The sequence below is a fragment of the Achromobacter sp. genome (assembly GCF_036567245.1).
Classification (GTDB): Bacteria; Pseudomonadota; Gammaproteobacteria; order Burkholderiales; family Burkholderiaceae_B; genus Achromobacter.
Genome location: NZ_DATCUY010000714.1, coordinates 1 through 12,918, shown reverse-complemented (window position 1 = coordinate 12,918; position 12,918 = coordinate 1). Strand labels below are relative to the sequence as shown.

The window sequence follows — 12,918 nt, the reverse complement described above, 5'->3', positions numbered from 1 at the left end:
CGCATGACGGGCGCGGTGTTCATCGCCTTCGGGCTGAAGCTGGCTCTGGAAAAGCGCTAGTTTCAGCCCCCCCTGGGGACACCCCGCGCGCACCCGCGCGGATGTTTCCAGCCGCCAGCACCCAGCCGGCGGCTTTTCGCCTCAGTAGACGCCAATGGGATGGCGGGCCACGAAATGGCCTTCGCCCACCGCGACCAGCGGCTCGACCAGCGGGTCGTCGCCCAGCTTGCGCATCGGGCTGGGGATCTCGTCGACCAGCAGCGAGCGCTCGCGGTGACGGCGCTGCGGATCGGCGATGGGCACCGCCGCCATCAGCTTCTTGGTATAGGGATGCTGCGGGTTCTCGAAGATGGCCCGGCGCGGCCCGATCTCGACGATCTGGCCCAGGTACATCACCGCCACCCGGTGGCTGACGCGCTCGACTACCGCCATGTCGTGCGAGATGAACAGGAACGACACGCCCAGCTCGCGCTGCAAGTCCAGCAGCAGGTTGACGATCTGCGCCTGGATCGAAACGTCCAGCGCCGATACGGATTCGTCGGCGATCACCACCTTGGGGTTCAGCGCCAGGGCGCGCGCGATGCAGATGCGCTGGCGCTGGCCGCCCGAGAATTCATGCGGATAGCGGTCGATCATTTCGGGCAGCAGGCCGCACTTGTCCATCAGCCAGCGCACCCGGTCCTGCGCTGCCTTGCCGCGCGCCACGCCATGGATCAGCAGGGGCTCCATGATGGAATAGCCCACCGTCATGCGCGGGTCCAGCGAGGCGAACGGATCCTGGAAGATGAACTGGATGTGCTGACGCAGCGTCTGCATGGCGCTGCCGCGCAGCGCGCCGATGTTCTTGCCGTCGAATTCGATGCTGCCGGCCTTGCTCTTGACCAGTTGCAGCAGCGAGCGGCCGGTGGTGGTCTTGCCGCAGCCGGACTCGCCCACCAGCGACAGCGTCTCGCCCGGATACAGGTCGAAGCTGACCTTTTCCACGGCGTGCACGCGCTTCTGCACCCGGCCCAGGATGCCGCCGGTGATGTCGAAGCTGGTGGTCAGGTCGCGGACTTTCAGCACCGGACCGTTTTCGCGGCGCACGGTGGACGGCGCCGCGGCGGGCGCGGAGGCAACCTGCGGCGGGGCTTTGGCGTCGTCCACGCGCAGCAGCGGGAACGGCGCGGGCTCGTCCGTGCCATGCATGGCGCCCAGACGCGGCACCGCCGACAGCAGCGCCCGCGTATAGGCGTGCTGCGGGCGGGCGAAGACCTGATCCGAGCCGCCCTCTTCCACCTTGTCGCCGCGGTACATGACCAGCACGCGGTCGGCCACTTCGGCCACCACGCCCATGTCGTGCGTGATGAAGATCACGCCCATGTCCATTTCCTCCTGCAGCTGGCGGATCAATTGCAGGATCTGGGCCTGGATGGTCACGTCCAAGGCCGTGGTCGGCTCGTCGGCGATCAGCAGCTGGGGCTTGCACGACAGCGCCATGGCGATCATGACGCGCTGGCGCATGCCGCCCGAGAGCTGGTGCGGATAGCGGTCCAGGATGGCGCGGGCCTCGGGAATGCGCACGCGCTCCAGCATGCGCAACGTCTCGGCGCGGGCCGCGGCCGCGTCCAGCCCCTGGTGCAGCTGCAGGGCTTCGGCAATCTGGTTGCCGGCCGTGAAACTGGGGTTCAGGGACGTCATGGGCTCCTGGAAGATCATGGCCACGTCCGCGCCGCGCACGCGCTGTAGCGTGCTGTCGGGCGCGTTGAGCAGGTCCAGCACGTCGCCGTTGCGCCGGCGCAGCAGCATGCCGCCGTTGACGATCCTGCCGCCGCCGTATTCGACCAGGCGCATCAGCGCCAGCGAGGTCACGGATTTGCCGGAGCCGGATTCGCCCACGATGGCCAGGGTTTCGCCGCGGTCGACGTGGAAGGAGACTTTGCGCACCGCTTCCACGGTGCGCCCGGGGGTCTTGAAGCTCACGGTCAGGTCATTGACCTGGACGACGCGCTTGGGGTCCATTGTTGTTGCCATGGTGATTACTTTTCCTGACGCGGATCAAGCGCGTCGCGCAGGCCGTCGCCCAGCAGATTGAAGCCCAGCACCACCAGGAAAATGGCCGATCCGGGGAAGATCGACATCCAGGGCGCCTGGGTCATGAAGTTCTTGGCGGTGTTCAGCATCGAGCCCCAGGACGGGTTCGGCGGCTGCAGCCCCAGGCCCAGGAACGACAGGCTGGCCTCGGCGATGATGGCCGTGGCGATGGTGATGGTGGCCTGCACGATCAGCGGCGGCATCACGTTGGGGAACACGTGGCGGCCGATGATGCGCAGGTCGGACGCGCCCAGGGCGCGCGCGCTCTGCACGTAGTCCTCGTTCTTGACCGCCAGCACCTGTCCGCGCGTGAGCCGGATGAACTTGGGCGCGGCCGAGACGCCGATGGCGATCATGGCGTTGGTCAGGCTGGGTCCGAGGAAGGCGGCCAGCGCGATGGCCAGGATCAGGAAGGGAATCGCCAGCAGCGCTTCGGTGGCGCGGGAAATGATGCTGTCGGTCCAGCCGCCGAAATAGCCGGCCGCCAGGCCGAACGGCACGCCCACAGCCAGCGCGATCAGGACCGACACCAGGCCCGCCATCAGCGAGGCGCGGGCGCCATAGACCATGCGGCTGAAAATATCGCGGCCCAGTTCGTCCGTGCCCAGCCAGTAGGACGCCGAGGGCGCCTTGCGGATGGTGGTGAAGCTGGTCTGGAAGGGATCATGGCTGGCGATCAGCGGCGCCAGGATGGCCAGCAGGACAAAGAACAACACGATGCCCAAGCCCAGCATGGCGATGTGGTTGCGCTTGAACTTGCCCCAGGCGCGGTTGCGGCTGCGGGGCGGCGTGACGGCTGCGGCCGTTGCAGGAATTGCGCTCATGAGTGCCTCAGGCGGGGATTGACCAGGATGTACAGGATGTCGGCCAGCAGGTTCATGATGATGAAACCCACTGCCACGCAGAGCACCACGCCCTGCACCACCGCGTAATCGCGCGTGAAGACCGCGTCGACCACCAGCTTGCCGAAGCCCGGAATCGTGAAGACCTGTTCGGTCAGCACGGCGCCCGCCAGCAGTTCGCCGAACAGCAGCGTCACCAGCGTGACGATGGGCATCAGCGCGTTGCGCAAGGCATGGCGCAGCACCACGCTGCGCGGCGACACGCCTTTGGCGCGCGCCGTGCGCACGTAATCGGCCGACAAGGCTTCGAGCATGGCCGAACGGGTATGGCGCATGAGATACGCGGCGATGGCCGTGGACAGCACCAGGGATGGCATCAGCATGGTCTTGATCGACAGCCAGAAATCCTCGGACGGCGACACGTAGCCCGAAGCCGGCAGCAGCTTCCATTGCACCGACACCACCATGATGAGGATGATGCCCAGCCAGAAGTTGGGGATGGACATGCCGGACAGCGCGGCGATGTTGGCGCCCATCTCGACCGGCTTGCCTTTCTTTACCGCCGCGATGATCCCCATGGGAATCCCTATCAGCAGCGCGAAGAACATGGCCATGGCGGCCAATTGCAGCGTGACCGGCAGCTTCTGGCCGATCAGCGTGGTGACGGGCACGTCGGTGCGCAGCGATTTGCCCAGGTCGCCTTGCAAGACCTGCGTGGCCCAGGCGGCGTATTGCACGGGCAGCGGATCGTTGAGGCGGTATTTGTCCCGCAGGTAGTCCAGGACGGCCGGATCGCGTTCTTCGCCGGCCAGGGTCAGCACCGGATCGCCGGGCAGGATTTTCTGCAGCATGAAGACGATCATCGACACCAGTATCAGTGTCGGTATCGCGACGATCACGCGGCGCAAGATGAGTTTAAGCATATGAGAAACCGTAAGACAGGAACGGCGGGCGGGGGGCCGGGAGGATAAACCGCGGCGCCCTGCCGCCGCAAACAACAACCGGACGCGCTAGGCGCGTCCGGCTGGCGCGGCGCTTGACTGCCGCGCCGCGATCACTTCTGCGCGTACGTCACGCCCTTCAGGCGGATCATGCCGTCCGGATAGGGCGTAAAGCCTTTGACCTTCTTGGCCAGGGCGAAGGGCCAGGGCTGGTAGTAGTTATACACCCCGGGCAATTCGTCCTGGATGATGGTCTGCGCCTGGTCGTAGATAGCCTTGCGCTTGGTTTCGTCCGGCACCGTGCGGGCCTCGTTCAACAGCTTGTCCACTTCCGGGTTGCAATAGTGGCCATCGTTCAGCGCGCCCTTGCAGGTGACGAAAGCGTGGATGTTGCCGTCCGGATCGACCCGGCCGGACCAGCCCAGCATCACGACCTGGAAGTTGCCGCCGGCGGATTCCTTCTGCAGGGCCGCGTACTCGGTCGGGCGCAGCGACAGGTCGAAGCCCGCCTCGGACGCCATGGCCTGCACGATCTCGGCGATCGACGAGGTGGTGGTGTTGTTGCCGAACATGACCTCGGCCTTCACGCGGTCAAAGCCCGCCTGCTTGAGCAGCGCCTTCGCCTTGGCAACGTCGCGCTGGGTCGGCGGGAACTTGTCGCTGTGGTACGGACTGGCGGGCGGGAACGGCTGCTGCGCCGGATCGAAAATTCCGCCGCCGGCCACTTCGCTGATGGCCTTGCGGTCGATGGCGTACTGGAACGCCTGGCGCACCAGCTTGTTCTTGAACGGGTTGTCTTCGGCGCGCTTGCCGTTGGCCACGTTGAACATGAATTGCTGGAAGCCCAGGCCCGCCACCGGGGCGAACGTCAGGCTCGCGTCGGACTTGACCTGCGGCACGTCGGAAGGATTCAGGCGTTCCAGCATGTCCAGGTCGCCCGCGCGCAGGTTGGACAGGCGCACGGTGGTATCCGGAATCGGCAGGAAGGTCACGCGCTTGAAGGCGAAGTCCTTGGCATCGTAGTACTGGTCGAATTTCTCCAGCACGATGCGGTCGTTCTGGATGCGCTCGACGAACTTGTAGGGACCGGAGCAGACCGGCTTGCGGCCCACGGCGGCAACGTCGTCCGTAAAGGTCTTGGGCGACAGCATCATGCCGGCACGGTCCGACAGCTGGGCCAGCAAGGTGGCATCAGGCTTCTTCAGCGTCAGCACCAGCGTCGTGGCGTCAGGCGCATCGACCTTTTCCACCGAGGCCAGCTCGCCCTTGCGCAGGCTGTCCGGCAGCGACATGGCGCGTTCCAGGTTAGCCTTGGCCGCGGCGGCGTCGAACTTGGAGCCGTCATGGAACAGCGCGTCCTCGCGCAGCTTGAAGGTCAGCACCTTGTTGTCGGGGCTGAAGGACCACGAGGTGGCCAGCTGCGGCACGAAGTGCAGCTTGGGATCGATGTCGATCAGCTTGTCGCACAGCGAGGTGAAGACGATGCGGCCCACATAGGTGCGCGCGCGGTGCGGGTCCAGTACGTCCGGATCTTCCTGCAGGCCGATCCGGATGTTCTGGGCGCTGGCGGCACCCGCGGCCAGCGCCAGCAAGCTGGCGCCGAAGGTCAAGGTCAAGCGTTTCATTGTGTTTTTTCCCCTTGTGGCTGCACTGGAGTACGTTTAGAAGCCGACCGCCTGACCGTCGCGCCGGCTGTCGCTGGCGGCGACATAGCCAAGCTCGTTGTCGTTTTCGGACATGCGCCAGATGAACTGGCCCGCGCCGAAATCCATGTACGGATCGTCGACCGACTTCAAAGCATGCCCGAGGTCCTTCAGGCCCGCAATGGTGGAAGCCTTCATATTGGTCTCGATGTCCAGCGTGAAATCGCGGTTGACCTTCCAGCGCGGCGCGCAGCAGGCGGCCTGCGGGTTCTGGTGGTAGTCCAGCATGCGCACCACGGTCTGCATGTGGCCTTGCGGCTGCATGTCGCCGCCCATCACGCCAAAGCTCATGACCGGCTTGCCGCCACGGGTCAGGAAGCCGGGGATGATGGTGTGGAACGGACGCTTGCCGCCTTCGACCACGTTGGCCGACTTCGGATCCATCGAGAAGCCCACGCCGCGGTTCTGCATGCTGATGCCGGTGCCCGGCACCACCACGCCCGAACCGAAGCCCATGTAGTTGGACTGGATGAACGAGATCATCATGCCGTTCTCATCGGCGGCGGTCAGGTAGATGGTGCCGCCGGCGTGCGGGCGGCCGGCCTCGAAATGGGTGGCGCGGTCCAGGCGGATCAGCTTGGCGCGGCTGTCCAGGTAGGCGTCGGACAGCATCTGCTCCGGCGTCACCTGCATGGAGCGCGGGTCGGCCACATACTTGTACAGGTCGGCGAAGGCCAGCTTCATGGCTTCGATCTGGATGTGCTGCGACTGCACCGAGTCCACCGGGATGTCGGCCATGTCGAAGCGCTCGACGATGCCCAGCGCGATCAGCGCGGCGATGCCCTGCCCGTTCGGCGGGATCTCGTGCAGCTCGTAGCCGCGGTAGGACTTGGAGATGGGCTTGACCCATTCCGGGCGGTAGTTGCGCAGGTCTTCCAGCGTCATGGCGCCACCGCATTCCTGGCTGAAGGCGGCGATGCGCTCGGCCAGTTCGCCTTCATAGAAGTCGCGGCCCTTGGACGCGGCGATGCGGCGCAGCGTGTTGGCGGCATCCGGGAAGCGGAAGTGTTCGCCGACCTTGGGCGCGCGGCCCTCGGGCAGGAAGGCCTGGGCATAGCCCGGCTGCGATTTCAGTTCCTCGGCCGCGGCGGCCCACTTGTGCGCCACCACCGGCGGCACGGCGTAGCCGCGCTCGGCGATCTCGATGGCGGGTTCGAACAACTGCTCGAACGGCAGCTTGCCCAGTTTTTCATGCAGCGCGGCCCAGCCGGCCACCACGCCCGGCACCGTCACGGCGTCCCAGCCGCGCTTGGGCTGGATCGCCAGGCCGTTGGCGCCCACGCCGTGCTTGCGCTTGAAGTATTCGGTGCTCCAGGCCGCCGGGGCCACGCCCGACGAGTTCAGGCCGTGCAGTTCCTTGCCGTCCCAGACGATGGCGAAACAGTCGCCGCCCAGGCCGCAGGACACGGGTTCGACCAGGACGATGGTGGCGGCCGCGGCGATGGCGGCGTCCACGGCGTTACCGCCCTTGAGCATCATGCGCAGCCCCGCCTGCGCCGCCAGCGGATGCGACGTGGACACCACATTGCGGGCGAACAGCGGAATGCGGACGGAAGGATACGGGTTGCCCCAGTCGAAGGATTTCATGTCGCTAGTCTCATAACGGGTAAGCGGCCGAAGTTACTCCCGTGGTCTAATTAAATCAATTTGAAATTTTGTTCCGTCATAAAAGAGATTTTTGTGAGTACCATCCGCTTTCTGCGCACTTTCTTGGCGGTCGCACACCATGGTTCCTTCTCGGAAGCGGCCGAACAGGTGGCGCTGACGCAGGCCGCCGTCAGCTTCCAGATGCGCTCCCTGGAAGCAGAACTGGGACGCGAACTCTTCGACCGCAGCGGCCGGCTCGCCATCCTGAATGCCGCCGGCCGGGAATTACTCCCGGAAATCAAGCACTTGCTGGATCTTTACGACCGCATGCGGCTGCCGCGCACGGTGCCCGGCGAGCTGGCGGGATCGGTCTCCGTGGGCAGCATCGTGTCCTGCATGGGCACCCTGTCCAAGGTCGTGTCCGGCATGAAGAAGCAGCATCCCAAGCTGGACGTGCGCATCCTGTCGGGCAAGGCCAGCGAGCTGGCGGGCAAGGTGGAGGACGGCGAACTGGACGCGGCCTTCCTGGTGGAAGCCGGACGCAAGATGGCCAGCACGCGCTGGACCGCACTATATGAAGAGCAACTAGTCGTGATCGCGCCACGTTCGGCGCCCGGGGACGACGCCCGCCAGGTGCTGGCGCAGAATCCCTTCCTGCGTTTTGACCGCACCCAGCGCACCGGCCTGCAAATAGACCGGCTGCTGCGGCGCCTGGGCGTGCCGCTGAACGAATTCCTGGAACTCAACGCCATCGAGACGCTGGTCGAGCTGGTGCGCCAGGAAGTCGGCGTGACGCTGCTGCCGCTGATCAACGGTTCCAATTGGCAGCACAGCCCTGAACTGCGGATTCTCACCCTGCCGCAAGACCTGGGGCCGATGTCGCGCGCCATCGGCATGCTGGAGCGGCGCGAACATGCGCGCCAGGGCATCACGGCGGCGATCTGCGAGGCGTGCGCCACGGCCTTCCGGGCGCGCGAACCGCAGACCGCCGCCTGAGGCTTACTGCCCCATCGCCGGGTCCGTCACCGAGGCACGGCCGGTTTCGACGCGGCCGGCAAAGCGGCGCAGGTAGGCTGGGTCTTCGGCCAGGCGCGCCGTGAAGTCGTACCAGCCCTGGCTGCCCTGCAGCGCCCAGTGCTGTTCGACCTGGCTGCCCGCGGGCACCGTGAACTTCCAGCGCTCGTGGTTGGCGTAGTAGGCGTTGGGCGCGACTTCGAAGGTGCAGGGATCCTTGCCGCCGTTGATGAAGCTGACGTAGATGTCGCCATTGGCGACGTCGTAGCAGACACGGATCTCGGGAGCCAGGACCGAGGTACGGGCCAGGGCCAGGTCGCCGGCGAAATGGCGGTGGTAGCCATTGGGGCCCAGCACCCACAAGTCGTACTTGCCGCCGTCGGCCGCCGTGTCCCAGTTGCCTTCCAGCTGCTTGTCCGGCTCCACCGTATAGCGGCGCGGCAGGCTGTCCAGGTGCAGGCGGTCATAGACATGGAACACCGCCGCCTGCTTGCCCGTATTGGAGAACACCAGCCGCATGGCGCCCGTATCGGGCTGGGCGCGGCCGCTGGTGTGCAGTTCGTAGGGCAAGGCGCGGGAGTAGCGCACGCCCTGCTCCTGTACCGGCTTGGCCTGGGTGCTGGGATCCGGCAGCGGCACGGCGCTCAGCGCTTCCTGCGCGCTGCGCTCGTTGTCCGAGCCCGCGCGGGTCAGCAGATTCAGGTCGGGCAGCTTTTCGTTGTTGGGCGTGGCAAAGTTGAAGGCCGAAGTCAGGTCGCCCAGCACCGCGCGGCGCCAGGGGCTGATGTTGTCTTCGGCCACGCCGAAGCGGGCTTCCAGGAAACGCAGCACCGAAGTGTGATCGAAGGCTTGGGAATTGACCCAGCCGCCGCGGCTCCACGGCGACACCACGTACATGGGCACGCGCGGGCCAGGGCCGTAGACGCGGTAGTCGGCGGCGTCCTGGGCCGAGGCGCGGGTGTGGCGCTCCAGATCGGTGTTGACCGTGGAAGCGCCGGCCATGGAGCCGTCCGGATTCAGCGAGGGCGCGGCGGGCGGCGGCAAGTGGTCGAAGTAGCCGTCGTTCTCGTCGAAGTTGATGAGGAGCACGGTCTTGCTCCAGACCTCGGGATTGGCCGTCAGCGCGTCCAGCGTTTCCTGGATGTACCAGGCGCCCTGGATCGGGCTGGACGGACCGGGGTGCTCGGAGTACGTGGCGGGGGCCACGATCCACGACACCTGCGGCAGCGTGCCATTGACCGCGTCCTCGCGCAGCGCTTTCAGGAAGCCGCCATCGGACATGGTGTTGGCCGTGCCCTTGTAGAGCGGGTTGGCGCCGTCCATGGAAGGGGTCCAGGCCGGGTACGGCGCGCCGTTGGCGCCGTTGCCAGCCAGTTCGTTGGCGCGGCGGTACTGCTTGAAGCCGGCCAGCGGGTTGTCGCCGAAGTTCTCGGGCAGGTTCTGGTAAACCTTCCAGCTGACGCCGGCTTCCTGCAGGCGCTCGGGATAGGTCTTCCAGGTCCAGCCGGTGGACGAGGCGCCCAGGCTGTCCCACTGGTTGCGGGTCGAAGGGCCGTTGCCCAAGGACAGCGGATCATTGGTGCCGGTCCAGTGGAACAGGCGGTTGGTGTTGGTGCCGCCATGCGTGGAGCAATGGTAGGCATCGCACAGCGTGAAGGCATCGGCCAGCGCGAACTGGAACTCCACCTCCTTCTTGCGGTAGTAGCCCATGGACTGGTTCTGCTTGGCGCGCGGCCAGTGGTCCATGCGGCCGCCGTCCCAAGCCAGCTGCGCGTCCATGTAGTCGTGCGGCGTGCCAGCCACGCGCTGGGCGTTGCCCTGGGTGCTGTCCAGGTGATACGGCATCACCACGCGGGTGCCGTTGCTCTGCTCCCAGACCGAACGCTGCTCGGGCAGCGGGATGGTGATGCGGTCGCCAAAACCGCGCACGCCCTTGAACGTGCCGAAGTACATGTCGAAGGAGCGGTTTTCCTGCATCAGGATGACCACGTGCTCGACGTCATTGATGGTGCCGGTGCGGTTGTTGGCGGGAATGGCCAGCGCGCGGCGGATCGCCGGCGGGAACATCGACAGCGCGGTCAGGCCTGCGGTCGAGGCGGCCGCGTTGCGCAGAAAGCGGCGCTTGCCGGCGTGGACCTGGTCTTTATCGAACGTCACGGATTCTTTTCCTATGGATCGGGTGGGAACGCGGCTCAGGGCGCGCAACGCAATTCGGGTTTGGTCGGCTCGGGCTTCGGCGTTTCGGGCTGGCCGGTGCCGGGGTCTTTGCCGCCGTCGCCATCGCCGTCATCGCCGCCGCAAGCAGCCAGCGTGGCGCTCAGCATCAACACCGCGCCCAGGCGCAGGAAACCGCGCAAGATCATGGACATGCTCATTTTTCTATCCTCGGTACATCAGGGAAACAGTTCGGAAACGGACTTGCCGGACATGGCGAGCGACTTCACTTCATCGTCCGTCAGGGCGCGCGACCAATAGGCCAGATCGTCGAAGTACATCGTGTAGGGGCCCTTGGTGCCGGCGCAGCAGATGCCATAGGTGCCGCGTCCGTCTTCGTTCAGGCCCAGATGCGGCCCGAAGACGCCGGCGATCCGGGTCAGGTCGACCGTACCCGTGCTGATGGTGCGGCGGGAATAGCCCAGCTCGCTGTCGTAGACGGAGGCCGTCAGGGTCTTGGCCGTCTTGTCCACGGTCATCGCGATATAGACCGGCTTGTTCGGGGTGAACTTCACGTTGTTGATGTCGACCCGCGCGCCGCCTGCCAGATTGAAATACAGCACCGGGCCTGCCCATTGCGCGATGGTGATGCCGGGGTTGCCGCCCGAGTTGTAGTCCTTGTTGCCGAGGATGGAGCGGTCGCTGGCGGTGCCGTCGGACTGATACCAGAAGCCGATGGTGAAGGCCTGGGCCGCGTCCAGCATGCCTGCCGGATAGTCCAGCTTGAAGCCGCCCAGGGCCGCCGCGTTGCGGTCGTTCTTGAACATCTTGCCGAACACGCCCGTATCGGCGTACGCCGGCGCCTGCGTGCCGTCGTACGGCGTGATGGCCCCGCCGCCCGCAGCGACGTCGGTCATATTGCCTTCGAACGGGAACAGCATCGCCAGGCCGGTGCGCAGCGAAGCGAGCAGCGGCAGCGGCTTGGTATAGACCACGGTGGTGCGCGCGGCGCTGACCGCGCTGCCGACGGCCACGCTGTAGTTCAGCGTATGCACGCCTTCGGTCTCGAACTTGAAGCCTTTATCGACGTACTCGGCGGCCGTGCCGGGTACGCGCGCGATCTCCACGCCGTCGCGGCTGATCACGATGTCGCCGGCAGGCGCGCCCACGCGCTCCCAGCTCAGCGTCACGCTCTTGTTGTCGGTCGAGGTGCGGGCCGCGGTGTGGCGCAGCGCCAGCTTGCCGGCCAGCGAGGAGCCCGCCATGTCGTAGCTGGCGGCCGCCGGCAGCGCTTTCAGATGCTCCAGCACCGTCGGCGCCACGTCGGCCGCGCTGGGCAACGCGTACCAGTTGTTGTCCCACAAACCGTCGAACGAGGCATCGTCGGCGCTGCCGCCCAGCAGCGCGGGCTGGTTGGCGGCCAGCAGGATGGTCTTGTTCGAAGACAGCGGGCGGCCGTCGCTGGCGCCGCCCTTGCCCAGGCCGTGGCTGGCAGCCACGATCACCAGCCACTTCTCGCCGGGATGTTCCGCCTTGCGGTCGGCGATCTGCTTGGCCAGCGCGCCGATGGCCGCGTCGGTCTGGTGGATCACGTTGTCGTAGGAGGAGCCGAAGCCGTTCTCCGAGGCGACGCGCTCCGGCGCGCCGAACTGCGCCACCACCACGTCATAGCCTTCCGCAATGCGGTCGCGCGCCTGGGCGGCGACGCAATCGTCCACGCCGGCGCAGTCGGTCAGCGACTGCAGAAAGCCCGCGTCGCGTTGACCGGCGATGAGTCCGGCCAGCACCGTCGAATTGAAGGCGGCAGCGGTGCGCGCTTCGGGACGCGCCTGCTTGACGCGCTGGAACAGGGTCGGCGTTTGCAGCGTCTCGCCCTGCACGCTGTAGCGCACGCCGTGCTGATCGGCCCATTGTCCCGTCAACAGCGTCGCCCAGCCCGGCGCCAGCAGCGTCGGCTGCTGCGTGGGCGTGTCCGTCACGCCGCCGGTCCAGGCGCGCGTGGCATTGAGTTGCGCCATGTTCGGCAGGGACTTGTCGGCCACGCCCCGGCGCATCGCGTCGTAGGTCAGGCCATCGACGCCGATGAACAGCACCTTGTCGGCGGGCGTCGCATCCGGCTGGGTCACCGGCGGCTGGGTCGGCGGGGCTTCGGTGTCGTCGTCATCGTCGCTGCCGCCGCAGCCCGCCAGGGCGCTGGTCGCCAGCAAGACCGCGCACCATCTTCTCCAATCCAATGCTTGCATGCTTCTCTTCTCGTTTCATGAACAGGGTTTTACGCTGGAGCACATGATGGCCAGCGAAGGTGAAAGCCCCGTGAAGCAAAGAACAGAAACCTTGATCGACGGATCAGGATTCTTTTGCGCGCAGGCCGTCGCCCAGGCGTCGAGCATCGCGGGCTTGTCATGAAGGGTCGCTATAGTCGGCGCGGTCTCAACCCGCCACGCACGCTCGACCCATGCCCTTGTCCTTGCGCCCGACCCTGCCCGCCGCGTTCCGCATTCTTGCCATGCTGGCCCTGGCCGCTGGCCTGGGCGTCTGGGCGTCAATCCTGCTGGCGCCCAAGGCCGGCCCCCTGCCCCCCGCGGTGTCGGCGGCCGCGCCGCG

Annotated in this window: 10 protein-coding genes; 2 read left to right on the top strand and 8 right to left on the bottom strand. The window is 66.4% G+C overall.

Translation table 11 applies throughout. The annotated features are described in order from the left end of the window. Positions 1–141: 141 nt before the first annotated feature. The 5 genes from VIR09_RS31030 to ggt form a co-directional block, all read right to left on the bottom strand. Positions 142–2,001, bottom strand: coding sequence for a dipeptide ABC transporter ATP-binding protein (locus VIR09_RS31030; RefSeq protein ID WP_332016362.1), 1,860 nt, complete (start codon positions 1,999–2,001; stop codon positions 142–144). A 17-nt stretch (positions 2,002–2,018) separates the two neighbouring features. Then, complete coding sequence (locus VIR09_RS31025; RefSeq protein WP_013393318.1) at positions 2,019–2,897, bottom strand: ABC transporter permease; 879 nt, start codon at positions 2,895–2,897, stop codon at positions 2,019–2,021. Next, positions 2,894–3,838 carry an ABC transporter permease gene (locus tag VIR09_RS31020; RefSeq protein WP_332016361.1) on the bottom strand — a complete coding sequence of 315 codons (945 nt, stop codon included), beginning with the start codon at positions 3,836–3,838 and terminating at the stop codon, positions 2,894–2,896. The genes VIR09_RS31025 and VIR09_RS31020 overlap by 4 nt, the downstream gene beginning before the upstream one ends. Positions 3,839–3,969: 131 nt before the next feature. Then, positions 3,970–5,481: an ABC transporter substrate-binding protein gene (locus VIR09_RS31015; protein WP_332016360.1), complete on the bottom strand. Its 1,512-nt coding sequence runs from the start codon at positions 5,479–5,481 to the stop codon at positions 3,970–3,972. Positions 5,482–5,517: 36 nt separating this feature from the next. Continuing rightward, complete coding sequence (gene ggt / locus VIR09_RS31010) at positions 5,518–7,146, bottom strand: gamma-glutamyltransferase (RefSeq protein WP_332016359.1); 1,629 nt, start codon at positions 7,144–7,146, stop codon at positions 5,518–5,520. 93 nt (positions 7,147–7,239) lie between these two features. Between ggt and VIR09_RS31005 the strand changes: the two genes are divergently transcribed. Next, positions 7,240–8,142, top strand: coding sequence for a LysR family transcriptional regulator (locus tag VIR09_RS31005; RefSeq protein WP_332016358.1), 903 nt, complete (start codon positions 7,240–7,242; stop codon positions 8,140–8,142). A 3-nt stretch (positions 8,143–8,145) separates the two neighbouring features. On the opposite strand, the gene VIR09_RS31000 is transcribed toward VIR09_RS31005, so the two are convergent. The 3 genes from VIR09_RS31000 to VIR09_RS30990 are packed head-to-tail and all read right to left on the bottom strand — an operon-like array spanning position 8,146 to position 12,557. Beyond that, a complete protein-coding gene (locus tag VIR09_RS31000; RefSeq protein ID WP_332016357.1) occupies positions 8,146–10,317 on the bottom strand; it encodes a phosphocholine-specific phospholipase C in 2,172 nt (723 codons plus the stop codon). Positions 10,318–10,352: 35 nt separating this feature from the next. Further along, positions 10,353–10,535 (bottom strand): hypothetical protein, encoded by a 183-nt coding sequence (locus tag VIR09_RS30995; protein ID WP_332016356.1) that lies wholly within the window; start codon positions 10,533–10,535, stop codon positions 10,353–10,355. 18 nt (positions 10,536–10,553) lie between these two features. Further along, complete coding sequence (locus tag VIR09_RS30990; RefSeq protein WP_332016355.1) at positions 10,554–12,557, bottom strand: alkaline phosphatase family protein; 2,004 nt, start codon at positions 12,555–12,557, stop codon at positions 10,554–10,556. On the opposite strand from VIR09_RS30990, the gene VIR09_RS30985 reads away from it, so the two are divergent. Beyond that, the gene (locus VIR09_RS30985; protein WP_332016354.1) at positions 12,556–12,720 is read left to right on the top strand and encodes a hypothetical protein; all 165 of its coding nucleotides are present in this window, start codon (positions 12,556–12,558) and stop codon (positions 12,718–12,720) included. The genes VIR09_RS30990 and VIR09_RS30985 overlap by 2 nt on opposite strands. Positions 12,721–12,918: the final 198 nt, after the last annotated feature.